Here is a 25,963-nt window from a genome sequence, read left to right on the forward strand (position 1 = left end):
GGCGGAGATGAGTTGACTCGGCGCCGACGCCAACTGCGCTGTGGCATAGGTGCACACGCGCACCAGGAAGCCGTCATTCATCTTTTCACGACCGGCCACCCGGTTTCCCGTTCAACGGCCGGACGAATACGGCCGATCAGGCTCCCGAACACATCCGGCAGGGGCGATTAGGGCATGATCGACCTGCGTTCTGACCGTGCCGAAGGAGTGGGGATGGACTCTCAGCTGTTAGGAAAGACCGCCGTTGTCACCGGCGCCAGCCGAGGAATCGGCCTGGCCGTGGTGCGCGCCCTGGTGGCCGAGGGCGCCCGGGTGGTCGGCGCCGCACGGACGATAACCGCCGACCTCAAGGACGCCGCGGCCGAGCACGCGCGGGGCGAGGTCATTGCGATGGCGGTGGACCTCAGTACACCCGAGGGAGCCGAACTGCTCATCGAGCGGGCCAGGGCCGAACTCGGCGCCATCGACGTACTGGTGAACAACCTCGGAGGCGGCGACGCCTACGCGCGGGAGGGATTCCTCTCCGCGGACGACGACATCTGGCGACGGACCTTCGACGTGAACTTCTTCAGCGCGGTACGCGTGACCCGGGCCGCGCTGGCGGGCCTGGCCGAGTTCGGCGGCCCCTGGTCGGTCATCAACGTCTCGTCCATCGCCGCGCACGTCCCCTCCGCCGGGCCCATCAACTACAGCGCCGCGAAAGCCGCGTTGGCCGCGGTGAGCAAGGGCGTCGCCGAGGAGTTCGGACCCAAGGGCGTCCGCGTCAACACCGTCACCCCCGGTCCGACCCTCACCTCGGTGTGGGAGGACCCGAACGGCTTCGGCGCGACGATGGCGGCCGTACGCGGGTACGGCCACCATGAATACGTGGAGATGACGCCGAACAGGCTGAAGATGACGACGGGCCGCTTCATCACGCCGGAGGAAGTCGCCGACGTCATCGTCTTCCTGTCCAGTGACCGCGCCCGCAGCATCACCGGCGCCGACTACGTGATCGACGGCGGAGCGGTCAAGGGCCTTTGATCCAGCGGCGCTTGGGCCGACGGCATGGTCGGGTCACGGCTGAACGCCGACTACGCGCGCGTCGGCAGGCTGCCGTAGGCGCTGCCGACCATGCCCTCCGGTGGTGCCGTGTCCGGGGCGTCACCCTTGCCGCGTTCCGGGTCGGTGCTGAGGTAGGCCATCAGTTCCGGGGCCGCCAAAGAAGGCAGCAGATACTTCCACAGCACCGATATCCGGCTCGGCAGCGCCTGCCGCCGCTCGTACACCTGGGACATGATCTGGATTCCGGTGAACGCGCCGACCAGTGTTCTGGCGACCTCCTGCGGATCCGCGCCGGGCAGCAGTTCGCCGCGGTCCCCGGCTTCCTTCAGGAGTTGCTCAATGAGGTTGATCGGCTCCTGGTAGGGCGCCCGGTTCGGGTTCTTGTTGGACGCCTGGTCGACGCCGAGCCGAACCGCCGCCCGTAGCACCACATCGGTACGCAGCCGTTCGGCGAAAAGCAGGGTGAGGTCGATGACGGCCTGCAGCCTGATTTTCCGCACCGGTGGCACGAGCGCCTCGGACTGGACGGCCATGACCGCGTCGGCGAGCGCTTCCTTGGAAGGGAAGTGGAAATACAGCGCGCCCCTGGTGAACCCGCCGCGGGCGATGATCTCGGTCGTGCTGGCGCCTTCGTAGCCAAACTCGTCGAAAACCTCCGCCGCGGCCTGAAGAATCGTCCGCCTGGTCCGGATCGCCCGCGCCTGCTGCGCCATTTCCGTCTCCCGACTCCCAAGAACTGGCACCACATCACCCTAGCCCAATGCCGAAAGGGCAGGCCCGGCCGCTGCCGGACTCCGTTCGGCCCACTCGCACGGGCGCGGCGGCGGTGGACCTTCCAAGCTGGACCGAGGGGACCCGGTGTAACCGGCGAAGCGGGAGCGGAGATCCCATGAGGCTTGTGGTCGACCTCAACCGATGCCAGGGATACGCGCAGTGCGCCTTCCTCGCGCCGGATGTGTTCACCCTGTACGGCGACGAGGCGCTGCTGTACGACCCGCACGCGGACGAGGCGCAGCGGGAGCACGTACTGCGCGCCGCCAGGGCCTGCCCGGTCCAGGCCATCGCGGTGGACGAGCGGGTCGAGGAGGAAGGTGCCCGGCATGGCGGTTGACGGGTATCTGACGGCGCTCAGACGTGAGGGCCGGATCGTCATCGTGGGCGCCTCGCTGGCCGGTCTGCGCGCCGCGGAGACGCTTCGGGAGGAGGGCTTCACCGGTTCGCTCACGCTGATCGGCGACGAGCCGTACGAACCGTACGACCGCCCTCCGCTGTCCAAGCAGGTCCTGCTCGGCCGTACCACCGCCGAGCACACCGCGCTGCCCCGGTACGAGGCGCTGGACGCCCAGTGGCGGCTGGGCGTCGCGGCCACCGGTCTGGACATGTCCGCCAAGCGGGTGCGACTGGCGGACGGCGACGAGGTGGAGTACGACCGGCTGCTGATCGCCACCGGGGTGCGTGCCCGGCCCTGGTTCCATCCGCAGGAGGCCGAGCTCGACGGGGTCTGCGTGCTGCGCACCCGCGATGACGCGGCGGCGCTGCACCGGCGGCTGGCGACGGGACCGCGCCGGGTGCTGGTGATCGGCGCGGGCTTCACCGGCTCCGAGATCGCCTCCGCCTGCCGGGCCCGGGGGCTACCGGTCACCGTCGTGGAGCGCGGGGCGGCGCCGCTGGTGGGCGCGCTGGGCAAGGTGGTCGGCGAGGTGGCCGCGACGCTACAGCGGGCGCACGGCGTGGACCTGCGCTGCGGGGTCATGGTCACCGGCCTGGAGGGCGACCCTGCCGGTCGGCTGCGGTACGCCCATCTGTCCGACGGGAGCACGGTCGACACCGACCTGGCGGTGATCTGCCTCGGGGCGACCCGCAACACCGAGTGGCTGACCGGTTCCGGGCTGGCCGCCGGGCCGCGGGGCATCGCCTGTGACGCGGGCTGCCGGGCCTTCGACGTTCGGGGCATCGTCACCGACGACGTCTTCGTGGCGGGCGACGTGGCCCGCTCCCCGCACCCGCTGTTCGGCTACCAGTTCCTGTCCCTGGAGCACTGGGGCAACGCGGTGGCGCAGGCGCGGACCGCCGCGCACAACATGGTCAGCTCCAGCGCGGAGCGCCGTCCGCACCTGTGGGTACCGGCGTTCTGGTCCGCCCAGTTCGGCGTCAACATCAAGTCCGTCGGTGTGCCGAGCATGGGTGAGCAGGTCCTGGTCGCCCAAGGCTCGCTGGCCGAGCGGCGGTTCACCGGGGTGTACGGGTACCAGGGCCGGGTGATCGCCGCGGTGACCTTCGACCAGACCAAGTGGCTTGAGTTCTATGAGCGGTTGATCGAGTCGGCGGCGCCGTTTCCGCCACCGTTCCGCACTGTGGACCGCCGCGTCGAGGGCCTGGAACCGGTCGACGCCGGGTTCCCCGACCCGTCGCTGCCCACCCACGGCCCCACCGTCACGGTCAGCGGCTACTCCCCCGTCGACCGCCGTATCACCTTCACCCCGGCCCGCGCGTGACCTTCGGGCCGGGCCCGAAGCCCAGGCGGTTTCCGGGAGTTACCTCCCCGCAGGCGGCCAGAGCACGCGCAGCGGGACGGCGCGGGCCATCGCGCGTTGGCCCGCGTCGCTGGGGTGCAGATGGTCGCCCGAGTCGTACGCGGGGCGCATCCGGACTGGCTGGTGCGGGTCCCTGACCACGGCGTCGAAGTCGAGCACCGCGTCGAACAGATGGCTGTGCGTGATGAACGCGTTCACCTCTCGCCGGGTCCGCTCCCCCGCCGGCTGGTAGGCGGGAAAGCCTCCGTACGGCGCGATCGTGCCCGCCACGACGCGCACATGGTGGGCGTGCGCCCTGGCCACGAACTGGCGGAGGCCGGCCTCGATCGCCCGCGGGTCGTAGACGTGCGGGGTCTGCTGGATGTCGTTGATCAGGTCGGCCAGCACCAGGGTGCGCACGCCGGGTACGGCCAGTGCCGGTCCCTCGCGGTGCAGGGCGCTGGTGCAGGGGTGACCGGGGGTGTCGGTGAGCAGGCGGGCGGCGCTGACACTGTCGTTGACGATCGCCACCGGAACACGGTCGTGCCGCAGGCGCGCGGCGAGCAGATGCGGCCAGGCGGTCCGCTCGCCCTGCGAGCTGCGGTATCCGGCCGCGATCGAGGCACCGACCACCACCGTGCTGCCCCCGGCCGGAACCCGCGGCGGAGGCGGCACGGCCGGGCAGTGGACGGAGGCGACGGCGAAGTCACCGGCTGCGGCGGGCTCCGCCGCGCCGCTGCTGGCCAACGGCAACGTCAGGGCGACGATCGCCGCAGTGACGGCGCCGACCCGCACACCCGCTCTACCCATCAGACCTCCGCGGCTCCAGCAGGGGCGGCGGGCGCCGGGGTCAGCGGCCTGAGCAGCAACCGCCGACATGGGCGCTCCACGCCCTCGTACAGTACCCACGCGAGCGCCAGCGACACCGTGAACGCGACGCCCGCGGCGGCCACCGCCTCCACCGCCGGGAGGTGCGGTGACGCGGCGAACAGTCGTGCGCCGGCGTACAGCACCAGCAGATGGATCATGTAGAAGGCGAACGAGAGCTCACCCAGCCGCACCAGGACGCGGTGCCGCCACATCGAGGGCTCGCCGTTCATGTCGGCGCGCGCCGCGGCGGGCATCAGCAGCGCGAAGCCGATGATGGTCCCGGCCATGTGCTCGGTGGCACCACCGAGCCGGGGCGCCAGGAAGTACCCGATCAGCGTGACAGCCAGCGACGCCTCAAGCCCGGGTCCGCGCCACCGGCCGAGCAGCACCAGCCGGGCACTGGCCGCGCCCAGGATGAACTCCGGCACCCGGGCGAGCGGGAACGAGTAGATGTGCCAGCCCAGTTGGAAGTGGGTGTTCGCCCAGGGCAGCGCCATCACCGTGATCACGCTGGCGACCGCGAGCAACGTCAGGGCGCGCACCGGCAACCGCCGCAGCAGCCACGCCAGCGCGGGAAACAGCAGGTAGAAGAAGGCCTCGCAGGCCAGCGACCAGCTGACCGGGTCGAGGGTCTGCCACCACGCGTACGTCCATGAGTGCACCAGCAGCAGGTTGGCGGCGGCCTCCTCGCCGGTCGGCCGCATCTTCGGCGCCATGGTGTACGCCATCAGCAGCGCGATCAGCACGGTCACCAGGTGCACCGGGTAGATGCGGGCGAAACGCCGCCGCCAGAAGCCGACGGCCTTGTCCCGGGGACGGGACGACCACATCAGTACGAAGCCGGAGAGCACGAAGAAGAAGGAGACCCCCGTGTCGCCCGCGTCGAATCCCCAGGACACGAAGCCCTGACCCTCGCCGCCGAAGTATCCGAAATTGTGTACGTGCAGGCCGAAGACGAGCAGCGCGGCCATCCACCGCATGCCGGTGAGGGACGGCAGGGTGGACTTCCGGGGCTCTGGAACGCGCTGTGCGGACTGGTCGGCGGGGCTGGGCCGCGTCATCACCGCGATCACTGCCGCACCTGCCGATCCGAGCGAGCGAGAAACATGGCGAAACCAATCGATCTTCTGCGTGGGGGGAGTTCGCGACCGCGACCACCGGAGAACGACTTGTGGTAACGCCTACACCGCGAGTAGCGGCTCCAGGCACAGCTCGCCAGGGCGCGTGGCCTTACGGGGGCCAACAAGCGCATGTCGTTACCTAGCGTTACGCGTCGGGATCACTGCCTGTCACCACCACCGGTTGCCCGGTGGCGGCCGGGCATCATGGTGTCAGTTCGCATCGCCCGCGACAACCGACGGTGTTCGCCCGCGGGCTCAACCGGTGGCGCGACCCGGGTCAACGGTCGCACCGGGCAGCGAGGCGATCTTGGCGGGCGGGTCGAACGGCCCACGGGTGGTGCTGGCGGTCGTACCCACCGCCGAGGTGGCGGAACCGGAGGACCACTGGCCTGCGGGTTCCGTGGACGCGCTGGACGCCAGGGACATCCGGGAGGACGCCGTGGTGGTGTCGGTCCGGTCCTTCGTCGCCGTCGTGGTGGTGGTGCGCCGGGCGCTCAGCCGCTGGCTGGCCGCCTCGTCCAGGCTGACCGGCCGCTGGAGCTGGGCGGCCAGCCGGGCCGCGTCGCGGCCGAGGGCGGCGACGTCCTCCCAGCGCAGGTGCAGGACGACATGGAGTTCGGCGCCGCCATCAGGGTGGGTCGAGATCGGAAGGCTGTGCTGCTCGCTCATCGGTGGTCCTCCGCGGTGTCCGGCCGGTACGGGGCGTGCTGCGTCAGAGGTGCGACCTTGCGAACAGTGGTACGGGATCCGGTGCCGCCCGGTTCACCGGAGGGCACCGGACCCGAGGCGGCGTGTTACGGCCGCATCTCGTACGTGCCGGACAGCGCCTCGACCCGCGACCAGACGCGGGCGGTGCGCTCCTGGTCGGTGACCGGGCGGCGGACCGCGCCCAGCGCCCACCGCTGCTGGGCCTCGGTGGCGGACTCCTTGCCGTGCAGCTCGACCGCGTACCCGGAGAAGTCGCGCACCAGCACGCCGAACAACTCGTCCAGCACGTCCCGGTCCAGGTCGGTCAGCCGGGCCTGCTCCAGGATCAACTGGCCGTGCACCACCAGGGCGAACAGCTGGCCGACGGCGAGCAGCAGGTCGAGGTCCTTGCGCTGTGCCTCGTCGGGCGCGGCGGTGGTGACGAACTCGCACAGGGCGTCGGCCTGTTCACGCAGGCGCGCCACGTTGGGGAGGTCCGCGTGTCCGTCGTAGGCGGCGCGCCAGTCGTGGAAGCGGATGGCGCCGAGGCCGCGGGCCGGTCCCTGGCGGAACAGGAAGGCGTCGTCGGCCGCGTCCAGACGGCTGGGCACGGGGGCGTACCCGGCGGGTGCGAGCAGGTAGTTGCCCATGAACTTCAGGATCAGGGCCAGGTTGACGTGGACCGTGCCCTCCAGCTTCGGCAGGCCGCGGATCTCGGTGGCGGCCTGGGCGAAGTAGGTGTCCTTCTCGAAGCCCTTGGCGGCGATCACGTCCCACATCAGGTCGATGACCTTCTCGCCCTCGGTGGTGACCTTCATCTTGGTCATGGGGTTGAACAGCAGGTACCTGCGGTCGTCGGGTCCCGCGGTGCGGAAGTAGTCGACGGCGCGGTCGCTGAACAGCTTCATGCCGACGAGCCGGACGTACGCGTCGGTCAACTCCCGGCGGACGTGCGGGAACTCGGTGACCCGGCGGCCGTAGAGGATCCGGTTGTGGGCGTGGGTGACGGCCTCGTACATCGCGTGCTCGCAGATGCCTATGGAGGCGGTGCACAGGTTGAACTTGCCGACGTTTACGGTGTTCAGCGCCGCGTCGAAGGCGGCACTGCCGGTGTGCAGCACGTCCTCGGGGCGTACCGGGTAGCGCTCCAGCCGGAACTCGCTGACGTACTTGGAGGAGTCCACCACGTTCTTGACCAGGTGGTACGCCGGGTTGCGCGGGTCCGCGGCGAAGAAGACGTAGCCGTCCGGGCCCTCGATGTCGCTGCGGCGGCCGAACACGGAGACCAGCCCGGCGGCGTTGCCGTTGCCGATGTAGTACTTGGATCCCGTGGCGTGGAAGCCGCCGTCGGCGTCCGGAGTGAGCACCATGTCGGTGGAGTAGATGTCCGCGCCGTGCGCCTTCTCGGACAGGCCGAACGCGAACACCTCGCCCTGGTCGAGGAGTTCGGCGGCGCGGGCGCGGGCGGCGGCGTTGTCGCTCTGCCAGACCGGGCCGAGGCCCAGGATGGTGACCTGCCACGCGTACCAGTAGTCGAGGCCGTAGAAGCCGAAGATCTCGTTGAGGGCGGCGATGCGCGCGGTGTCCCAGCGCTTGTCCTGGTGGCCCGCCGCCTCGGCGGCCGGGGTGAGGAAGGCGGCGAACAGCCCTTCCTTGGCGGAGAACCGCAGGAAGTCCTCCAGCCAGGCGCGGCTGCGGTAGTCCTCGATGAGCCTGCGCTTGCCGCGCTCCTCGAACCAGTCGACGGTGGCGCGCAGCAGTCTGCGCGTCTCGGGGTCGAAGTGGGCGGGGTCGTAGGTGTGCGGGTTGAACAGCAGGGCGTCGGCCATGTGCGGGGCGCCTTTCTGTGCCGGGGGCGGTCCTCAGTGCGGTTCGGGGGCGCCGCCGAGGCGGCGCAGGGTGGCGAGCACGTCGTCCAGCCAGTCGAGGGTCATCCGCTCGTAGGCGATGCCGCCGCGCAGCACCACGTGCTGGAGCCGCTGTCCGGCGTCCAGTTCGGCGGATTCCGGGAAGTCCCTTTGCTCTCCGGCGAGATAGCGGGCCAGCCGCTCGGCGTGCACCTCGCGGTGGCGCTCGGTCTCGGCGATCAGCCCTGCGGGGTCGCCGAAGGCGGCGCCGCGGATCTTCACCGCGAGGCTGTGCCGGACGCTCTCCGGTTCCACCGGCTCGGCCAGCCAGTCGGACAGCGCGGTGTGGCCGGGCGGGGCCACGGAGTACACCTTCTTGTCCGGCCGCCCGTCCTGCGGTACGTCGCGGACCTCGACCCATCCGTCCCGCTCCATGCGCCGCAGCACGCGGTAGATCTGCTGGTGGGTGGCGGTCCAGAAGTACCCGATGGAACGGTCGAACCGCCGGGCCAGCTCATAGCCGGACCCCGGCTGCTCCAGCAGGGAGACGAGGATGGCGTGCTCAAGTGCCATGCGCGGCATCCTGCTATGCAACTCGTTGCATAGACAAGGGCGGTCGGCCGCGGTGAGACACGGCTCACTCCGCAGCGTGCCCGGCACCCCACGCCACGCACACACAAGGCTCACATCCCGAGCACCGAACCGGAGCGACAGATTCCGCCAAATCCGGGCACAGCCGAATGCAACTACCTCGCCAATGCGGGAGAACTGGACAAACGATCTTGTGAAGAAGTCGTCACCGTTCGGTGCCCGATGCCGCACATCACCCCGCTGACGTGCCGAAACGTTCACGGAAAGACCCGAAACTCCGGTGGCCCGGCGCCCCGCCGACGTGATTGCATTCATCGACATACGGGCGTTGTGAAAACCGGTCCCCGGCTTACCGTCCCCGTTCAGAAAAGCCGGCTAGGAAACACCAGAGCTACGAAGGGAAACGCACGTCATGCGTAACGACTTCACGCCCCAGGTCGAGACCCGTGAGATCGACGACGCCGACCTGGACAACGTGTCCGGCGGCCTCGGCGTCCTCGGCCTGAACGTTTCGGGCGTGGTCGGCTCCGTGGTCGGCACCGTCGACACCGTGGCGCCGATCGCCGCGCCGACCGTCGCGTCGGTCACCGGCGTCGCCCCGGGCGTCACCGGTCTCGCCGGCATCTGACGGCGCCGGACCCCGGAACCAGCGTTCCGGGGTCCGTTCATGCCGTCGGCCAACCGAATCCCCGTGGCCTTCGGCAGGCCGATCCTGAAAGCAGTTGAAGGAATAGTACGTGCAGTTCCGACAAAAGGCGCTTGCGAAGCTGCAATCCCCCGAGGAACTGGACGTGCCGGTGCGCTTCGCCCGGCCGCAGGGCTGGCTCGTGCTCACCGTGACAGTGGTCGTGATGGCCGCCGCATGTTTCTGGGCGGTCACCGGCTCGGTTTCCGCCAAACTGAACGCGCCGGGCATTCTGACTCACGCGGAAGGCAGTTACGTACTGCAGAGCCCGGTCGCCGGTCAGGTCACCGCCGTGTTCGCGAACGAAGGCGACACACTGCCCAGCGGCGCACGGCTGTTGAGCGTCCGCACCGGCCAACGGGCGCAGACCGTACGCACGGTGGCCGCGGGCCGGGTGACCACCCTGGACGCCAGGATCGGCGCCGTGGTCAGCACCGGTGCGGACCTGGCGACGATGGAGCGCGTCAACAGCGCCAACGACCCCCTGGTGGCGGTGGTCTACGCGTCCGCCAGCGGCGCGGCCACGGTCCCGGTGGGCTCCCCCGTGGACCTGACCGTCCAGTCCGTCCCGACGCAGCGGTTCGGTGTGCTGCGCGGGCACGTCCAGGCGGTCGGCCGGGTGCCGCAGTCCCGGCAGCAGATCACCGGCTTCCTCGGCGACAGCCAGTTGGCCGAGCAGTTCTCCGCGCAGGGTCAACCGGTGGCCGTGCTGGTCCAGTTGGACCGGTCGGACGCCACGAAGTCCGGATACGCGTGGTCGTCCGCGAGCGGCCCGCCGTACCCGATCGACTCCATGACGCTGGTGAGCGCCGCCGTCCGGCTGCCCGCCCAGCGCCCGATCGACTGGCTGCTGCCATGAGCGGCCGACACCGCCCGCAGCGCGCCGAGATCAAGCCCCCGCCGCGCGGCAAGCGGCGCAAAGCGGTGCGCACCCCCACCGTGCTCCAGATGGAAGCGGTGGAGTGCGGCGCCGCGTCCCTCGCCATGGTCCTCGCCCACTACGGACGCCACGTACCGCTGGAGGAACTGCGCATCGCCTGCGGTGTCTCCCGGGACGGCTCCAAGGCCAGCAACGTGCTCAAGGCGGCCCGCGGTTACGGGCTGACGGCCAAGGGCATGCAGATGGAACCGGCCGCCCTGGCCGAAGTGCGGGCACCGGCCATCCTGTTCTGGGAGTTCAACCACTTCGTCGTCTACGACGGCATGGCACGGCGCCTCGGCCGGTACGGAGTGCGCATCAACGACCCGGGCCGGGGCCGCCGTTTCGTGTCGCTGGAGGACTTCGACACCAGCTTCACCGGTGTGGTGCTGACCTTCGAGCCCGGCGAGGGCTTCCGTCGCGGCGGTCGCAGGCCGGGCATCACCGACGCGCTGCCGGCCCGGCTGCGCGGCACGTCGGGCACGATGCTGGCGGCGGTGCTCGCGAGCTTCCTGCTGGTGCTGGTGGGCGCCGCGGTACCGGCGCTGAGCCGTACGTACATCGACATGTTCCTGCTCGGCGACCAGAGTTCGCTGCTGCCGGTGCTGTTCGCCTCGTTGGCCGCCACCGTCGTGCTGACCGCCGTGCTCACCGCGTTGCAGCAGGCCAACCTGCTGCGCGGGCGGATCATCTCCTCCACCCTGAGCAGCGCCCGCTTCCTGCGGCATCTGCTCACCCTGCCGGTCACCTTCTTCGCCCAGCGCGACCCCGCCGACCTCGTCCAGCGCCTGCAGTCCAACGACGCGGTCGCCGAGACCCTGGCCAGGGACCTGGCGGCGGCCGGGGTGGACGCGGTGGTCGTGGTCCTCTACGCGGTCCTGCTGTGGACGTACGACCCGCAACTGACCGTCATCGGGGTGCTGATCGCGCTGCTCAACGTGGTGGCGCTACGGCTGGTGGTACGGATCCGGGCGAACGGTGTGCAGAAGTCCCGCGCGGACAGCGCCCGGCTGATCAACACCTCGTACAGCGGGCTGCGGCTGATCGAGACGATGAAGGCCACCGGCGGTGAGAACGCGTACTTCCGCCGCTGGGCCGGGCAGCACGCCAGCACGCTGGACGGCCAGCAGCGGCTCGGCGTGCCGAGCGCGGCGCTGGCCGTGGTGGCGCCCGCCCTCGCGGCGTTCAACAGCGCGCTGATCCTGCTGATCGGCGGGACGCGCGCGGTGCAGGGCCATATCTCCATCGGTCTGCTGGTGGCCTTCCAGGCGTTGGTCACCAGCTTCACCGCGCCGGTCACCCGGTTGAACGGGGTGGCGGGCCGGGTGCAGGACTTCGCGGCCGACGTGGCCCGGCTCGGCGACGTGGAGCGCTTCCCGGCGGACCCGCGGTACGCACGGCGCGAACCGGAGGACAGCGTCCGCAGGTTGAGCGGCCATGTGGCGCTGGAGAACATCACCTTCGGCTACAGCCCGCTCGACAAGCCGCTGCTCACCGGCTTCTCGCTGACGGTCGGACCGGGCCAGCAGGTCGCCCTGGTCGGCGGTTCGGGCAGCGGCAAGTCCACCGTCTCCCGGCTGATCTCCGGGCTGTACCAGCCGTGGGAGGGCGAGATCCTCGTCGACGGGCGGCGGTTGGCGGACATCCCGCGCGGTGCGCTGTCCGCCTCGGTCTCCTTCGTCGACCAGGACGTCTTCCTCTTCGAGGGCACCGTACGCGACAACGTGGCGCTGTGGGATCCGTCGATCACCGACGAGGCGGTGGTCGCCGCCCTCAAGGACGCCGCCGTGTACGACGTGGTGGCCAGGCGGCCGGGCGGCGTCCACAGCCGGGTGGACCAGGACGGCCGTAACTTCTCCGGCGGGCAGCGGCAACGACTGGAGATCGCACGGGCGTTGGTGCGGCAGCCCAGTGTGCTGGTGCTGGACGAGGTGACCAGCGCGCTGGACGCGGAGACCGAGCAGGTGATCATCGACAACCTGCGGCGGCGCGGCTGCGCCTGCGTGGTGATCGCGCACAGGCTGAGCACGGTGCGGGACAGCGACGAGATCGTGGTGCTGGAGCACGGGGCTGTGGTGGAACGCGGACGGCACGAGCAACTGCTCGCCGCCGGAGGGCCGTACGCCCAACTGGTCAGGGAGCATTGAGATGACGTCTGTCGCGGCGAGCGGCGATGTGGTCGTGGGCGCCCTCGGAGGGCTGGGCGAACCGGTCGGCACAACCGGCGTACGCAATCTGCCGCTCGACGGCCCGCATGTGCTGTGGCTGCTCGTGGACGGCGCGATGGACCTGTTCGCGGTGGACGCGACGGGCCAGGGCCGCTGGCACTTCCTGGGTCGACTGGAGGCCGGAACCCTGCTGCTCGGCCCTGTCGAGGGCCCGCGGCACACCCTCGTCGGGCGGCCGTTGACCGGCTGCGTACTGCGCCGCATCCAGCTGAGGGAGTTGTACGACAACACGTACTACCAGAGCCCCGACACACCACTGAGCCCGCTGGAGGACGCGTTCGCGCTCGGCATCGGCCGCGGGCTGCGGATGCTGTTCGAAACGCCGGACGAGCACGGCCGGTTGGCGCCTGATGACGACGGCATCCTGTGGATGTCCGTGGACCCCGGCAGCCTGCGGTACGGCGCCGAGTACAGCGCGCAGGCGGCCCAGGACCTGCTGATCGACGGCGCGATGTGGCAGCGCCTGGTCAACCAGCAGGCCCGGCTGCTGTTCGCCCTCGACCGCTGGATCGAAGGGCTGGAGCGGGCCCACGAGGACCGGGCGGCGGCCGGGATCAAGGCCGGTGAGGCGGTGCGCGCCCAGGCCGACCAGGCACTGCTGGCGTCCATCGACAAGCCGCGCCGCGCCGCGACCGGCCCGGCCGCGGCGTCCGACGACGCCGCGCTCGCCGTCTGCCGCGCGGTCGCCGCCGCGGCGGGGATCGCGGTCACCGCGCCCACACCGGGCGGCGCGGTGAACGACCGGCTGGATCCCGTCGAGCGGATCGCGCTGAACTCCCGGTTCCGTACCCGTACGGTCCGGCTCGCCGGACGCTGGTGGCGGGAGAACTCCGGGCCTCTGGTGGGCCGTTGGGCCGCCACCGACGCTCCGGTCGCACTGCTGTGGCGGCGCGGCCGGTACGAGGCGGTGGATCCGGTCGCCGGCACCCGGACCAGGATCGGCGCGGGGAACGCCGGGCGGCTCGCGTCCGAGGGGGTGATGTTCTACCGGCCGCTGCCCGAACGGCCCCTGCCCGCCTGGCGGCTGCTGCGCTTCGGGCTGCGCGGGACCCTGCCCGACCTGCGCAACCTGACGCTGGGCGGGCTGGTCGCGGTCGTCCTCGGGGCGATGGTGCCGATCGCCACCGGACAGGTGCTGGGCTCCTACGTGCCCAACGCCGAGACCAGCCTGATCGTCCAGACATCGCTGGCCATCGTGGCCACCACCATTGTGTCGGCCGCCTTCTCCCTGCTGGAGAACATCGCGCTCCTGCGACTGGAGGGCCGGATCGAGGCCAGCTTGCAGCCGGCCGTGTGGGACCGGCTGTTGCGGCTGCCCACGAGATTCTTCGCCGGTCGCTCCACCGGCGAACTGGCCACCGCGGCGCTGGGGGTCAGCGCGATACGCCGGGTGCTCTCCGGCATCAGCTCGGTGGCCGTGCAGGCCGGCACGGTCGGTGCGGTGAACCTCGTGCTGCTGCTGTGGTACAGCCTTCCGCTGGCGTTGACGGCGCTGGCGATGCTGGTGGTCATCGGCGCGGTGTTCCTGGCCCTCGGGCTGTGGCAGGTGCGCTGGCAGCGGCGGTTGACGGTACTCAACAACAAGCTCAACAACCAGGCGTTCCAGACGCTGCGCGGACTGCCCAAACTACGCGTCGCCGCCGCCGAGGGCTTCGCCTACGCGGCCTGGGCCGGCGAGTTCGCCCGCAGCCGGGAACTCCAGCGGCGGGTGGGCCGGATCAAGAACCTGATCACCGTGTGCAACGCGGTCTACCTGCCGCTGTGCACGCTCATCATGTTCGCTCTGCTCGCCGGTCCGGCCCGCGGCTCGCTGTCGGCGAGCGGCTTCCTCACCTTCAACACCGCCGTGACGATGCTGCTGACCTCGGTCACCCAGCTGACGGGCGCGCTGATCTCGGCGGCATCCGTACTGCCGTTGTACGAGCAGATCAAGCCGGTACTGGACGAGCGGCCCGAGGTACGCGGAGGCAGCACCGCGCCCGGCACGCTGTCCGGTGCCATCGAGGCCCGGAGCCTGTCGTTCCGGTACACCGAGGACGGGCCGCTGGTGCTGGACGACGTCTCGTTCCGGGTGGCGCCGGGCGAGTTCGTGGCCGTCGTGGGGGCGAGCGGCTGCGGCAAGTCGACTCTGCTGCGCCTGCTGATCGGCTTCGACCGGCCGCTGACCGGCAGCGTGCTGTACGACGGCCAGGACCTGGCGGCGCTCGACCAGGCGGCGGTGCGCCGCCAGTGCGGGGTGGTGCTGCAGAACGCCCAGCCGTTCACCGGAACGATCCTGGACTGCGTGCGCGGCGCCGAGTCGTACTCCCTCGAAGAGGTCTGGCAGGCCGCCGAGATGGCGGGGGTGGCCGAGGACATCAGGCGGATGCCGATGGGCCTGCACACCATGCTCTCCGACGGCGGCGGCAGCGTCTCGGGTGGTCAGCGGCAACGCCTGATGATCGCCCAGGCGTTGATCCGCCACCCGCGTGTGCTGTTCCTCGACGAGGCGACCAGCGCGCTGGACAACGAGACACAGCGGGTGGTCATCGAGAGCACCCGCGAGCTGAACGCCACGCGTATCGTGATCGCGCACCGGCTGTCCACCGTGCTGGACGCGGACCGGGTGATCGTGATGTCGGACGGCCGGATCGTCCAGCAGGGCCCACCCGCGCGGTTGCTGGCCGACACCGGCGGGTTGTTCCACGAGCTGGTGCGCCGCCAGATCCAGTGATCCGCCGGGCTGGCACGCCGCTTCGGCGGCGGCCGTGGAGCCCGCCGCCGCGAGGCGCCTACGAAAGCAGCCGGGGCCGCTCCGACAATGGAGCGGCCCCGGCCGGGATTTGGCTGATCCGCGTCAGTTGACGGTGTAGGTGTACGGGATCGCCGCCAGGACCGAACCGGTGGTGCCGATCTGGTTGTTGGCGGTGGCCACACCGCCCGGGGCGGTCACCAGGTACAGCACGCCGTGCACGGTGCTGCCCTTGGGGCCGCGCGGAGTGATGGTGACCTGGAGCGAGCCGGTGGCGCCCGGCTTGACGGTGACCGGGCTGAGGGTCGGGGCCGAGGCGTTCACCGCGACCGCGAACGGGTCGTTGGTGCTGGAGGTCAGCGCCGGGTCGAACGCCTGGGTGTGGGCACTGGCGGTGATGGTCGACGTACCGGCCGGAGCACCGGTCGCCGGGAACGGGCCGATCTGCTGCACGTAGCTGCTCCAGAAGCCCGGAACCACCGGCTGCGCGGCGCTGCCCTGGCCCTTGACGACCGAGACGGTGGAACCGTCCTGCGCCTGCTTGAGGTCACCGAACGAGTCCGGCGAACCAGCGGTGGCGCTCAACTCCAGCTGCGCTGGCGTCGAGGAGGCCGCGACCGAGGTCAACCTGTCGGTGCCCGGGGGCACCAGGAAACCCGGGGTGGTCGAGGTCGGGTGCAGCGGCAGCGCGACGGTGGCCGAGGTGCCCTGCGGCACCAGCGGGACGTCCACCATCTTGGTGAGCCGGCCGTCGGCCTGCACGAGTTGGGTGGCCGCGGTGTTGTTGGTGTACGTCACACGCACGGTGGTGGGCTTGTCCGCCACCAACTTGGCGCTGGTGCTGTTCGGCAGACCGGTGGCGGTCGCCTGGTCCTGGTCCAGGCCGACGGTGCCGTGGAACGGCTCGTTCAGCTCAGCACCGCTGACCGGGTTGAGGACGTTCAGGACGAACCGCCAGCGACCGGCCGCCGGGTTGACGGCGGTGGCCGACACGCCCCGCGTGGTACCGGTCAGCGCACCGGAGGTGTTCAGCAGCGCGTTGCTCTCGATGTCCACCGGCGTGCCGTTGGGGGTGATCAGCGCGCCCTGCACGAGTACGTTCGGGTCGCTGAGCGTCACACCGGCGCGGATGTCGCGGTGGCCGGACGGGACGTCGAAGGCGTAGGTGAAGGACTGCGCGGGCGAGGCGTCACGGGCGTTGCCGCCGGTGACCGTGCCGGTGAAGTCACCGCCCTTGCCGGAGAGCGGGACCAGGCTGCGCAGGATCACCGGAACGCTGGTGGTGTGGCCGTTGGAGCTGGCCACGGTGATCGACTCGGCGCTGTCACCGCTGGTCTTCGAAGTGGTGAGGTGGACGTGCAGGGTGGTGCTCTGCCCCGGCGCCAGCCTGGTCACCTGCGGGCTGACCGAACCGGCCTGCACCGCACGCTGGGTGGCCGTGTCCAGCAGCACCGGACCGGTGAACCCGTCGCTACCGGCGGGGGTGTACAGAATCGCGGTCCACTTGCCCGCGACCGGGTGCGGTACGTCGGCGATGCCGAAGTTGGCCGAGACCGGGCCGCCCTGCGGACGGGTGTTGGTCTCCAGTCGGCCGGACGGATCCAGCAGGGTGAGCCGGACCACCGGGGTCACGGTGTTGGCGCCCGACTTCTGCGCCTTGCCCTGCCAGGCGATCGACGCGGCGAGCCGGTCGGCCCCCGGCGGCACGGTGAACTTCACCTCGTGGTGCACCCAGGTGGCACCGTTGGTCGCGTACGCGAACTTGGGGTCGGTGGAGGAGTTCAGCGGCACGGTCTGCCGGGAGTTCGCCAGCGGCGCGAAGGTACGGGTGGCACCGGTGACCGTCTGGGTGGTGTGGCCGGTGTTGACCACGGTGACGTCAGCGGTGTGGCCGGAGCCCGGCGTGCCGGAGATGTCCTGCTGGCCGGTGGTCACGGCAACGGTGCCGCTCTGCTTGGCGCCCGCGGGGCTGTGGTAGCCGCGGGCGGCCTCCACCGCACCGCGCACGTTCAGCAGACCGGCGCCCTGCTCCTGCGCGGGCAGGCCGAGGTCCTGGGCGGTACCGGTGAGGAACTGCTTGACCAGCGCGGGAGTTGGCGACTGGCCGTGGTGGCTGTCCCGGTAGGCCTGGATCACCAGGGCCGCCGCGCCGGCGGTCAGCGGCGCGGACTGACTGGTCCCGCCGAACGGCTGGATCGCGCTGCCCGTCCCGTTGAAGTTCGTGCACTCGGTGTACTCGCTGATCTTGGGCGAGCACAGTGCCCAGTCCGCCTCACCGGGCGCGACCAGGTCGACGGTGCGTCCGGCCTGGGTGAAACCGCCCGACGACAGCGCCGAGATGCGGTCGTTGGCCCAGGTGCCGTTGGAGAACTGGGCGGCGGCGTAACCGGTTTGCAGATAGCTCTGGTTGTCCGTCGAGGCGCCCGCGGAGATCACGTGCGGGTCGGTGGACGGGGTGCCGATGGTGCTGTTGATACCGGCGTCACCGCTGGACACCGTCACCGTCACACCGGCGGCCACCGCCTCGTCGTTGAACAGCGAGATGGTGTCGTGCGCACCGCTGTCCGGGGTGACGTTGCTGCCGAACGACTCGTTGAGCACGTCGACATGGGCGACCGACACGGCGTAGTCGATGGACTGCAGGATCGCCGAGTTGGGGAACGTGGTGCCACCGGCCTTGAGGGCCACCAGCGAGGCGTCGGGTGCGAAGCCCTCGATGCGGATGTTGCACCCGGCGGGCAGCGGGTGGGTGGGGTTGACGAACTTCGACAGGTCGTAGCTCTCCCGCCCCTGCGCGATCATCGCCGAGGCGTCGCCGAACGCCTCCGCGGCGCCGCTCGGCGCGTCCCAGCCGTCGCCCGAGAAGTCCTGGTGGTCGACGACCGCGTGCGTGCCGTCAGGACGTATGAAGTCCGGGTCGTTGGGGTCCAGGCCGTCCGCGATGTAGGCGACCTTGACGCCCTTGCCGGTGGCGATCTGGTGGGCGCCGGGCGAGCCGGGGGTGCCCTCGACGTGCGTCGAGTAGAGCGCCTCGGGCTCCAGCAGCGGCTTGGACGGGTCGCTGGGGCAGATGGCGTACGGGTTCTTCCCGTTGCCGTTGCCCCGGGCGTTGGGCGTGACGGCCTGGGGTCCCTTGGCGCCGCCGCCCTGGGTGCCCGGGGCGGTGGCGCTCGGCGGAGTCACCCTCACCGTCTCGTCCGGGACGACCGAGGCGACCGCGGGGTCGGCCGCCAGTGCGTCGCGCAGCGCCGGACTGACCGTCGCGGAGAAGGCGTTGCCGACGACGAAGCTCTTGATACGGGTGCCGCCGTTCGCCCTGACCTTCGCCAGCAGCGGTGCCTGCGCGGCGGCGGCCTCACGCGCCCGGTCCTTCAAGTGCCCGGCGTCGGCCGGGGCGTTGGATAGCTGGTCCTTCAGGACAACGATCACAGGTGTTGGCGCTCTGTTGTCCGAGAGCGCCCGCGCGTTCGGTGCAGAAGTCAACTCAGCGCCGTTCGCGGTGGTCCCGAAGGTCAGGACCATGGACGCGGCGGCCAGTGTGACGCCTGCCAGCCGCGGTTTCCGCCAGCCGAACATCGACATCCTTTCGTCTGGTAAGACGTCAGGGGGCATGCCAGGGCCACGCGTTCCGCTGTCGGACGCGTGCATGCTGCTGGAACACCCGTCCCGACAAGCTCACGCATTCCAGCGCATCGATGCCTTCCCGACAAGGGGGTAATCGCGCAGATGTGCCCGAACCAGTTCCACAACGCGGTCCACCTGCGGCACCAGGTAGAAGTGACCGCCGTCCAGGGCATGGCTGTGGAACTCGGCCGTGGTGAACCGCCCCCACCCCATGACCGATTCCGCCTCGACCGAGGAATCTTGGCGTCCGCTTAGCGCGATGATCGGTATGTCCAGCAGTGGCCGCCCCACCTCCGGCCGGTAGGAGTCGAGCAGCAGGTAGTCGTTGCGCAGCACCGGCAGGAACAGTTCCCGTGCCAGCGGCTGATCGAAGATCTCCATCGGCGTGCCACCGTGCTGCCGCAGCACCGCCAGGATCTCCTCGTCCGTACGGGGGCGCGCCCGCGCCTCGGACACCGGGCCGCTTCCGGGTGCCCGTCGCGCGGAGACGAACAGCGCGTCGAGAGGGAGACCGCCCGCCAGCGCCAGAGCGGTCTCGTACGCGATGGTCGCCCCCATGCTGTGCCCGAACAGGGCGGTGTTACCCGGCCCGTTGCCGGTGGCCCGCAGTCCGGCGGATATCTCCCCCACCAACTCGTCCAGGTCACTGACGAACGGCTCGGCCATCCGTGACTCCCGCCCCGGGTACTGGACGATCCACACCTCGACGTCCGGCCCGAACCGCTCGCCCCACGCACGGTAGAAGTTCGCTCCCCCGCCCGCATGCGGGAAGACCACCAGTCGACGCGTGGCAGTGGGCCTGGGGCACGGGATCATCAGGCAGTTGGGAATGGCGGTCACCGGTCGGGGCTCCTTCTGCGGGCGGTTGCGTCAGGTGGGCTGGGCCGGTCCGCTGCCGAGCGGCGCGGTTCGGCCAGTCCCGCCGCCAACATCCTTACCTGTCACAGGTGTTGCCGCGCACGCTGTTCGCGGCTCGTCAGGCACTCGCCGCGGCCGGGCGGCCCCCAAGGGTTCCACCGGCGGTCAGTCGCCGTCGGCGTCCTCCGCGTTGATGCCGGTGAACAGCCAGTTGAGGGCCTGGCCGAAGAGTTCCTCCGAAACGCAGTCGGGGTCGACGCGTCGCTGGCGGACCAGTCCGATGAACAGGGCCGCCACCACCGTCGCCACGGCCTGCGCGGAGACCCTTTCGGGCGCGCCGCGCCGGGCCATGGCCGCGGCGACCAGGCCTTCCAGCGCCTGGTGCGATTCGCGCGCCGAGTCCGCCAGCGCGCCCATCACCTGCGGGTTGCGGATGGCGTACAGCCAGAACTCGGCCTGCAGCGCGGCGAATTCGATGTCCTTGTCGGCGACGTTGACCAGCAGCCGCCCCAGTTCGGTGACCGCCTCCGCGGTGCCCGCCCCATGGGAGTCCAGCGCCTGGGCGGCCGCCGCCAGGCGGTCCCTCCTGCGGTCCGACAGCAGCTCGAGGAAGAGCGCCTCCTTGCTGCTGAAGTTCGAGTACAGCGCGCCCGTGGAGAAGCCCGCCGCCTCGGCGATCTCCTCCACCGAGGCACCGGTGAAGCCCTTGCGGGCGAAGGTGCGCGCCGCCGCGTCCAGCAGCAGGGCGCGGGTTCGGGCCTTGGTCTCGGCCCTGGTCAGCCGCCGCCGCACCGGTTCCTCAGGCTGTGCATCCATGTCATAGAGGCTATTCAGATAGTGACCACTACGTCAAAGCTCGAATAGCGTGTACAGTTCGAATAGCAGTCACTATCTGAGTTGCGCCCGCGATGCCGAGCCCGGCCGTGCCCGGGCCGCAGGCCCTGTTAGCGGGCAGACGCCGCCCTGCGGAAAGGGAGAACGATGACCACGCAGCCCCCACCGGACACGCTGCGGCTTGTGGTGGACCTGAACCGTTGCCAGAGCTACGGACAGTGCGTCTACGCCGCCCCGACGGTCTTCCGGTTCCACGGTGAGGAGTCACTGGAGTACGACTACGCCCCCGGCGAGGACACACGACGCGATGTCCAGCGAGCCGCTGCCGCGTGCCCGGTACAGGCGATCACGCTGGGCGCGGCCACCGAGCCGTCGCCGCTGGCCGAGGAGCGTGACCGGTGAGCGCCGGGCGGATCGTGATCGTCGGCGCCTCGCTGGCCGGGCTGCGCGCCGCGGAGGCGCTGCGGGACGAGGGATTCACCGGCGAGCTGACCCTGATCGGCGACGAACCCCATGAGCCCTATGACCGGCCGCCGTTGTCGAAGGCGGTGCTGACCGGCTGGCTGCCGGGCGACCACACCGTGCTGCCCCGGCTCCGCGACATCGACGCGCGCTGGCTGCTGGGCACCGCCGCGACCGGGCTGGACGTGCCCGCCCGCGAGGTGACGCTGGCCGACGGGCGCCGGGTGCCGTACGACCGGCTGCTGATCGCCACCGGGACCCGCGCCCGCCCGTGGCCCGAGTCGTCCGGGGGCGGCCTGCACGGCGTGCACCTACTGCGCGGGCGGGACGACGCCGACCGGTTGCGGACGGAACTGCTCGCCGGTCCCCACCGGCTGCTGGTCGTCGGCGCGGGCTTCACCGGCGGCGAGGTCGCCTCGTCCTGCCGGGACCTGGGGCTGGCGGTGACCGTGACCCAGCGCGGCGCGGCCCCCCTGGCGAGCGCGCTGGGCGGGGTGGTCGGCCACGCCGCCGCCGGCTGGTACCGGGACGCCGGGGTGGACCTACGGCTGAACACCACGGTCCAGGTGCTGGAGGGCGACTCCCGCGGCCGATTGCGCCGCGCGGTGCTGTCCGACGGCAGCACGGTGGACGCGGAGGTGGCCGTCGTCGCCACGGGCGCCGTCGCCAACACCGAGTGGCTGGCCCACTCCGGGCTGGCCACCGACGACCGCGGCGTGACCTGCGACGCCGCCTGCCGGGTACGGGCCGCTGACGGCACCGTCGTGCCGGACGTCTTCGCCGCGGGCGACGTCGCCCGCTGGCCGCATCCGCGCTACCCCGGGCAACTGCTGCGGCTGGACCACTGGGACAACGCCGTCTCCCAGGCGCGCACCGCCGCGCACAACATGACCCACGACCCCCTGGACCACCGGCTCCACCAGCCGCTGCCGGCCTTCTGGTCCAACCAGTTCGGGGTCAACTGCAAGTCCGTGGGCCTGCCCGCCATCGCCGACCAGGTCATGGTCACCCAGGGCTCACTCGACCGGCGCCGTTTCGTGGCCGCCTACGGCCACGCCGGACGGCTGGTGGCCGCCGTCGCCGTCAACTCCCCCCGTGTGCTGGACGGTTACGCCGCCCTCATCGAGGCCGGGGCACCGTTCCCGCCCGTACTCAACGCCCCCGACGGCCCGGCCCAACCCACCCCAGTGGACGCCGGGTTCCCCCACCGGGCGCCCGCCGAAGGCCGCACCACCGGCCAACTCGTTCCGACCGCACACACGTAAGGGAGCACGCTGATGACCACGACCGCGCGGCTTTCGCCCACCGACCTGTTCGCCCAGGTCATGCGGTACGAGAACCGGCCCGACCCGTACCCGTACTACGCGCTGATGCGCGAGCGGCCGGTGGTCCGGATGGACAACGGGACCTGGCTGGTCAGCGGTTACCACGAGATCGCGCAGCTGCTCCACGATCCGCGGATCAGTGCCGACCGGCTCAACCCGCAGGCCCCCAAACCACCCCAACGCAGCCTGCTGGTCCAGGACCCGCCGCGGCACGACCGGCTACGCCGCCTGGTCACCCAGGAGTTCGTCCCGCGGATCACCGGCATGCGCGACCACATAGCCGAGCTGGTCGACCAACTCCTCGACGCCCACACCAGCTCGGGGCCGGGGCAGCTCGACGTGGTCGCCGACCTGGCCTACCCGCTGCCGGTCACCGTGATCTGCGAACTGCTCGGCGTGCCACGCGAGGACGAGCCGGTCTTCGGCTCCCTCTCCCGTCGGCTCACCCTCGCCCTGGATCCCGTCGACTCGCCGACGGAGGAGCAGATCCGCGACGCCCAGCAGGCCCGCGACCAACTGCTGGAGTACCTGGAGGCCCTCATCCAGCGGCGCCGGGCCGAGCCGGGCGACGACCTGCTGTCCGCCCTGATGTCCAGTGGGGACGACGAGGGCCCGATGGGCCCGGTGGACCTGCGCGTCACCCTCGTACTGCTGCTCATCGCCGGTCATGAGACCACCGTCAACCTGATCGCGAACGGCACACTCGCCCTGCTGCGCGACCCGGGCGTCCTCGCCCGGCTGCGCACCGACCCCGACCTGGCCACCCCGCTGGTGGAGGAGGTACTGCGGTACGACCCTCCGGTGCAGATGTCGGGCCGCAGCGCACTCGCCGACATCGACATCGCGGGCACCACCATCCCCAAGGGGTCAAGGATCCGCATCATGCTCGCCGCGGGCAACCGCGACCACCGCCGCTTCCCCGATCCCGACCGCTTCGTCCCCGACCGCCGGGACAACACCCACCTGGGTTTCGGCGGCGGTATCCACTACTGCGTGGGCGCCACCCTGGCCCGCGCCGAAGCCCAGCTGGCCCTCACCGCCCTGGCCCGGCGCCTGGAAGCCCCACGGCTGGTCGCCGACCCACCCCCCTACCGCGAGAACGCCACGCTCCGCGGCCCGGAACACCTACCGGTCGCCTTCGACCGGCTGACCAACGGATAGGTTCCGCAGGGCCGTTGGCCGAGTACACCGGCAACCGCCGCTCGGCCATCGGCCGCCGGGCTGGACACCTGATCCCATGTCGCTGACCAGCCCTGCCGAATCACCGGAAAATCCGAGTAATCCGGACTTTATTGCAGCAGCCATGTAGTCCGTGCCATTGTCGATGACATCAAGCCGTTCAACTTCGAACACGGCTTTGTGGACCGGCGGTTGCCCCCGACGCCGTCGCGCGAATCCCCTTCTCCCTTTCCTCAATGCCTTCTTGACGCAACGTAAAGCCAGTAAGGAGGGAATGGGTTCCAGTGATCACCTATGGCGGTCCAGGGAGCGCATGGGCTCGGTTACGGGGTGTACTGCCCAGTCGGCTCGACCTCGTTGACATGGGGCGCTGCCCGCGCAAGGACGTGCTGGCCGGGCTCATGGTGGCGATCACCGCGCTTCCGCTCGCCCTCGGTCTGGGTGCCGCCTCGGGCCTCGGCCCCCAGGCCGGGCTGGCCAGTGCGGTGGTGGCCGGTGGGCTGGCCGCCCTGTTGGGCGGTTCCAACCTCCAGGTCTCCGGCCCCACAGGGGTGCTGACGGTGGTGATCGCACCCGTCGTACACCGCTTCGGTGCCCGCGGTGCGCTGACCGTGGGGCTGATGGCCGGGCTGCTGGTCATCGCACTGGCGCTGTCCCGGGTGAGCGGATGTCTACGCTATCTGCCCGCGCCGGTGGTCAAGGGATTCACCATCGGCAGCGCCGCGGTGATCATCCTTCAGCAGATCCCTCCCGGGCTGGGTATCGCCGTGCGTCCGCGCGGCACGGTCATCGAGGCCGCGGTCAGATCCATAGCGCACCCCAACTGGGTGGCCGTCGCGCTCTGTTCGGCAGTGGTGGTGGCCCGGCTGGTCGGTGGCCGACTGCTGCCGAACGTGCCGTCCGCCCTGGTGGCGGTGGTCGGTGGCACCGTGCTGGTACGGGTGGTTGGGCTGTCCTTGCCGCGCATCGGGCATGTGCCGTCCAGCCTTCCGTATCCGTCGCTGGGCTTCCTGGACTTCCGCTCGATGCCGGTGCTGCTGCCGTCGGCGGTGACCGTCGCCGCCGTGGTGGCGCTGGAGGCGCTGATCACGGCAGCGGCGGCGGACGCGATGAGCGATGGGGAACCACATGACGGCGACCGGGAGTTGTTCGGGCAGGGGGTGGCCAACCTGGCCGCGCCGCTGTTCGGCGGGCTGGCGGCGACCGGGACCGTGGTTCGTACCGCCAGCAACGTGCGCCAGGGGGCGTGTTCTCGGCTGGCCGCGCTCGTGCATGCCGTGGCCCTGGGGGTGCTCGCCTTCACGGCCGCGCCGCTGGTGGCGACGGTGCCGGTGTGCGCGTTGGCCGGGGTGCTGATCGCCACCGCGACGCGGATGGTGGACGTCCGGTCGTTGCGGGCGCTGGCTCGTGCGGATCGGGGGCAGGCCGCGGTCGTCGCGGTAACCGCCGTGGTCACACTGGCCTTTGGCCTGGTCGCCGCCGTGACCGCCGGGCTGGTGCTGGCCGCTGGCTTGGCGCTGCGTGCGGTGGTGCGTTCCGCTTGTGTACGACGAGAGCCCGACGGACGGTCGTTCGCCGTCTACCGCGTCGAGGGGCCGCTGCTGTTCGCCTCGGCCGCGCGGCTGCTGCGCCCGCTCATGCGGTGCCAGACGGGCGTGGTCGTACTGCGCATGGCGCGGGTCACCGCCGTCGACGCCACCGGGATCCTGGCGCTACGGGACACCGTCGCCGCGTTGGCCAAACGCGGAACCCTGGTCCTGGTGTGCGGCATCAGCGACCAGCATCTGCCACCCATGGACGCACTCGGTGTCCTGGACGAACTACGCACGACCGGGCGGCTGTTCACCACCGACGCGGAGGCCGACGCCTTCGCCCGGGCGGAGCTGGACCTGCCGCGAGTCGGCAGCTCCAGCCGGGCCGAGCCCCACTACCCGTGACGCGGTGGCGGCGGGATCGTGGCGATGCCCGGCGCCGGTTCCGGCCAGACGAGCAGGACGGGGCACGGGGCGTGGTCGACGACGAAGCGGCTGGCGGGCCCCAGGCTGCGCGGCCCGAGGCGGCTGCGGTCGCCGTCGCGGGCGACGATGAGCAGGTCGGCGCCCTCGGCGGCGGCGACCACCTCCCGTTCGACGCGACCGACCCGGGCGAGCCGGGTACACGGTCGGGCCAGCCGATCGGCGGCGGCGGCCAGTAGCTCCTGCGCGCTGGCCGCGGCCAGGTCCTCCATCCGCGCCCCGGGATCCCTCCCCCAGCCTTCGGCCGGGTGGTGCCCCTTGGGGTGGCCGCGGCCCAGCAGCCCCGCGTAGACGCCGTGCGCCGCGCCCGGGACGTCGTGCCCGGTGACGTGCAGCAGCACGATCCGCGCGTCCGGCGGTGCGTGGGTGCGGGCGGCGTCGACGCACGCGTGCCAGGTGCCCTCGACGATCCAGACGATGACGGTCACGT

General features: G+C 71.1%; 21 protein-coding genes. 11 read left to right on the plus strand and 10 right to left on the minus strand.

Annotated elements, in window-relative coordinates; all coding sequences use genetic code 11:
- The first annotated feature begins 213 nt into the window (after positions 1–213).
- Entirely contained in the window at positions 214–1,023 is an 810-nt protein-coding gene (locus P3G67_RS15025; protein ID WP_276093939.1) for an SDR family NAD(P)-dependent oxidoreductase, read from the plus strand.
- Between the two features lie 50 nt (positions 1,024–1,073).
- Here P3G67_RS15025 and P3G67_RS15030 read toward each other — a convergent pair whose 3' ends face one another.
- Positions 1,074–1,757, minus strand: a complete 684-nt coding sequence (locus P3G67_RS15030; protein ID WP_276093940.1) for a ScbR family autoregulator-binding transcription factor — start codon at positions 1,755–1,757, stop codon at positions 1,074–1,076.
- Between the two features lie 176 nt (positions 1,758–1,933).
- Between P3G67_RS15030 and P3G67_RS15035 the strand changes: the two genes are divergently transcribed.
- Both P3G67_RS15035 and P3G67_RS15040 read left to right on the plus strand, forming a co-directional pair.
- The gene (locus tag P3G67_RS15035) at positions 1,934–2,155 is read left to right on the plus strand and encodes a ferredoxin (RefSeq protein ID WP_269857454.1); all 222 of its coding nucleotides are present in this window, start codon (positions 1,934–1,936) and stop codon (positions 2,153–2,155) included.
- The gene (locus P3G67_RS15040) at positions 2,145–3,539 is read left to right on the plus strand and encodes an NAD(P)/FAD-dependent oxidoreductase (RefSeq protein ID WP_276093941.1); all 1,395 of its coding nucleotides are present in this window, start codon (positions 2,145–2,147) and stop codon (positions 3,537–3,539) included. Before P3G67_RS15035 ends, P3G67_RS15040 begins: the two co-directional genes overlap by 11 nt.
- A 39-nt stretch (positions 3,540–3,578) precedes the next feature.
- Here the strand turns inward: P3G67_RS15040 and P3G67_RS15045 are convergent, their stop codons facing one another.
- From P3G67_RS15045 to P3G67_RS15065, 5 genes are all read right to left on the minus strand, one after another.
- Positions 3,579–4,367 carry a GDSL-type esterase/lipase family protein gene (locus P3G67_RS15045; protein ID WP_276093942.1) on the minus strand — a complete coding sequence of 263 codons (789 nt, stop codon included), beginning with the start codon at positions 4,365–4,367 and terminating at the stop codon, positions 3,579–3,581.
- A complete protein-coding gene (locus P3G67_RS15050) occupies positions 4,367–5,488 on the minus strand; it encodes an acyltransferase family protein (protein WP_276093943.1) in 1,122 nt (373 codons plus the stop codon). Before P3G67_RS15050 ends, P3G67_RS15045 begins: the two co-directional genes overlap by 1 nt.
- Before the next feature lie 315 nt (positions 5,489–5,803).
- Positions 5,804–6,217: a hypothetical protein gene (locus P3G67_RS15055; RefSeq protein WP_276093944.1), complete on the minus strand. Its 414-nt coding sequence runs from the start codon at positions 6,215–6,217 to the stop codon at positions 5,804–5,806.
- Between the two features lie 125 nt (positions 6,218–6,342).
- Positions 6,343–8,064, minus strand: a complete 1,722-nt coding sequence (locus P3G67_RS15060; protein ID WP_276093945.1) for an acyl-CoA dehydrogenase family protein — start codon at positions 8,062–8,064, stop codon at positions 6,343–6,345.
- A gap of 33 nt (positions 8,065–8,097) precedes the next feature.
- Positions 8,098–8,655: a PadR family transcriptional regulator gene (locus tag P3G67_RS15065; RefSeq protein WP_276093946.1), complete on the minus strand. Its 558-nt coding sequence runs from the start codon at positions 8,653–8,655 to the stop codon at positions 8,098–8,100.
- A 430-nt stretch (positions 8,656–9,085) separates the two neighbouring features.
- On the opposite strand from P3G67_RS15065, the gene P3G67_RS15070 reads away from it, so the two are divergent.
- The 4 genes from P3G67_RS15070 (at position 9,086) to P3G67_RS15085 (ending at position 15,218) form a co-directional block, all read left to right on the plus strand.
- The gene (locus P3G67_RS15070) at positions 9,086–9,301 is read left to right on the plus strand and encodes a type A2 lantipeptide (RefSeq protein ID WP_269857447.1); all 216 of its coding nucleotides are present in this window, start codon (positions 9,086–9,088) and stop codon (positions 9,299–9,301) included.
- A 109-nt stretch (positions 9,302–9,410) separates the two neighbouring features.
- Positions 9,411–10,217 (plus strand): HlyD family efflux transporter periplasmic adaptor subunit, encoded by an 807-nt coding sequence (locus P3G67_RS15075; RefSeq protein WP_269857446.1) that lies wholly within the window; start codon positions 9,411–9,413, stop codon positions 10,215–10,217.
- Positions 10,214–12,424, plus strand: a complete 2,211-nt coding sequence (locus tag P3G67_RS15080) for an NHLP family bacteriocin export ABC transporter peptidase/permease/ATPase subunit (RefSeq protein ID WP_276093947.1) — start codon at positions 10,214–10,216, stop codon at positions 12,422–12,424. Before P3G67_RS15075 ends, P3G67_RS15080 begins: the two co-directional genes overlap by 4 nt.
- Position 12,425: 1 nt before the next feature.
- Positions 12,426–15,218 carry an NHLP bacteriocin export ABC transporter permease/ATPase subunit gene (locus tag P3G67_RS15085; RefSeq protein WP_276093948.1) on the plus strand — a complete coding sequence of 931 codons (2,793 nt, stop codon included), beginning with the start codon at positions 12,426–12,428 and terminating at the stop codon, positions 15,216–15,218.
- A 123-nt stretch (positions 15,219–15,341) separates the two neighbouring features.
- On the opposite strand, the gene P3G67_RS15090 is transcribed toward P3G67_RS15085, so the two are convergent.
- The 3 genes from P3G67_RS15090 to P3G67_RS15100 all read right to left on the minus strand — a co-directional run bounded on the left by P3G67_RS15090 (position 15,342) and on the right by P3G67_RS15100 (position 20,534).
- Complete coding sequence (locus P3G67_RS15090; protein ID WP_276093949.1) at positions 15,342–18,665, minus strand: S8 family serine peptidase; 3,324 nt, start codon at positions 18,663–18,665, stop codon at positions 15,342–15,344.
- A gap of 246 nt (positions 18,666–18,911) precedes the next feature.
- Positions 18,912–19,700 (minus strand): thioesterase II family protein, encoded by a 789-nt coding sequence (locus tag P3G67_RS15095; protein ID WP_276093950.1) that lies wholly within the window; start codon positions 19,698–19,700, stop codon positions 18,912–18,914.
- Between the two features lie 183 nt (positions 19,701–19,883).
- Positions 19,884–20,534: a TetR/AcrR family transcriptional regulator gene (locus P3G67_RS15100; protein ID WP_276093951.1), complete on the minus strand. Its 651-nt coding sequence runs from the start codon at positions 20,532–20,534 to the stop codon at positions 19,884–19,886.
- A 192-nt stretch (positions 20,535–20,726) separates the two neighbouring features.
- On the opposite strand from P3G67_RS15100, the gene P3G67_RS15105 reads away from it, so the two are divergent.
- The 4 genes from P3G67_RS15105 (at position 20,727) to P3G67_RS15120 (ending at position 25,455) form a co-directional block, all read left to right on the plus strand.
- Entirely contained in the window at positions 20,727–20,954 is a 228-nt protein-coding gene (locus P3G67_RS15105; RefSeq protein WP_276094100.1) for a ferredoxin, read from the plus strand.
- Positions 20,951–22,279, plus strand: a complete 1,329-nt coding sequence (locus P3G67_RS15110; RefSeq protein WP_276093952.1) for an NAD(P)/FAD-dependent oxidoreductase — start codon at positions 20,951–20,953, stop codon at positions 22,277–22,279. The genes P3G67_RS15105 and P3G67_RS15110 overlap by 4 nt, the downstream gene beginning before the upstream one ends.
- 12 nt (positions 22,280–22,291) lie before the next feature.
- Positions 22,292–23,500: a cytochrome P450 gene (locus tag P3G67_RS15115; protein WP_276093953.1), complete on the plus strand. Its 1,209-nt coding sequence runs from the start codon at positions 22,292–22,294 to the stop codon at positions 23,498–23,500.
- Between the two features lie 380 nt (positions 23,501–23,880).
- Positions 23,881–25,455, plus strand: a complete 1,575-nt coding sequence (locus P3G67_RS15120; RefSeq protein ID WP_276093954.1) for a SulP family inorganic anion transporter — start codon at positions 23,881–23,883, stop codon at positions 25,453–25,455.
- Here P3G67_RS15120 and P3G67_RS15125 read toward each other — a convergent pair.
- Positions 25,446–25,961, minus strand: coding sequence for a universal stress protein (locus P3G67_RS15125; RefSeq protein WP_276093955.1), 516 nt, complete (start codon positions 25,959–25,961; stop codon positions 25,446–25,448). The genes P3G67_RS15120 and P3G67_RS15125 overlap by 10 nt on opposite strands.
- Between the last annotated feature and the right edge of the window lie 2 nt (positions 25,962–25,963).

This window comes from Streptomyces silvisoli, assembly GCF_029269905.1.
Lineage (GTDB): Bacteria > Actinomycetota > Actinomycetes > Streptomycetales > Streptomycetaceae > Streptantibioticus_A > Streptantibioticus_A silvisoli_A.

Excerpts from the sequence above, each read along its gene's own strand:
- P3G67_RS15025 (WP_276093939.1), top strand. The coding sequence starts at position 214 with ATGGACTCTCAGCTGTTAGGAAAGACCGCCGTTGTCACCGGCGCCAGC.
- P3G67_RS15030 (WP_276093940.1), bottom strand. The coding sequence starts at position 1,757 with ATGGCGCAGCAGGCGCGGGCGATCCGGACCAGGCGGACGATTCTTCAG.
- P3G67_RS15035 (WP_269857454.1), top strand. The coding sequence starts at position 1,934 with ATGAGGCTTGTGGTCGACCTCAACCGATGCCAGGGATACGCGCAGTGC.
- P3G67_RS15040 (WP_276093941.1), top strand. The coding sequence starts at position 2,145 with ATGGCGGTTGACGGGTATCTGACGGCGCTCAGACGTGAGGGCCGGATC.
- P3G67_RS15045 (WP_276093942.1), bottom strand. The coding sequence starts at position 4,367 with ATGGGTAGAGCGGGTGTGCGGGTCGGCGCCGTCACTGCGGCGATCGTC.
- P3G67_RS15050 (WP_276093943.1), bottom strand. The coding sequence starts at position 5,488 with ATGACGCGGCCCAGCCCCGCCGACCAGTCCGCACAGCGCGTTCCAGAG.
- P3G67_RS15055 (WP_276093944.1), bottom strand. The coding sequence starts at position 6,217 with ATGAGCGAGCAGCACAGCCTTCCGATCTCGACCCACCCTGATGGCGGC.
- P3G67_RS15060 (WP_276093945.1), bottom strand. The coding sequence starts at position 8,064 with ATGGCCGACGCCCTGCTGTTCAACCCGCACACCTACGACCCCGCCCAC.
- P3G67_RS15065 (WP_276093946.1), bottom strand. The coding sequence starts at position 8,655 with ATGGCACTTGAGCACGCCATCCTCGTCTCCCTGCTGGAGCAGCCGGGG.
- P3G67_RS15070 (WP_269857447.1), top strand. The coding sequence starts at position 9,086 with ATGCGTAACGACTTCACGCCCCAGGTCGAGACCCGTGAGATCGACGAC.
- P3G67_RS15080 (WP_276093947.1), top strand. The coding sequence starts at position 10,214 with ATGAGCGGCCGACACCGCCCGCAGCGCGCCGAGATCAAGCCCCCGCCG.
- P3G67_RS15085 (WP_276093948.1), top strand. The coding sequence starts at position 12,426 with ATGACGTCTGTCGCGGCGAGCGGCGATGTGGTCGTGGGCGCCCTCGGA.
- P3G67_RS15100 (WP_276093951.1), bottom strand. The coding sequence starts at position 20,534 with ATGGATGCACAGCCTGAGGAACCGGTGCGGCGGCGGCTGACCAGGGCC.
- P3G67_RS15115 (WP_276093953.1), top strand. The coding sequence starts at position 22,292 with ATGACCACGACCGCGCGGCTTTCGCCCACCGACCTGTTCGCCCAGGTC.
- P3G67_RS15120 (WP_276093954.1), top strand. The coding sequence starts at position 23,881 with ATGGGGCGCTGCCCGCGCAAGGACGTGCTGGCCGGGCTCATGGTGGCG.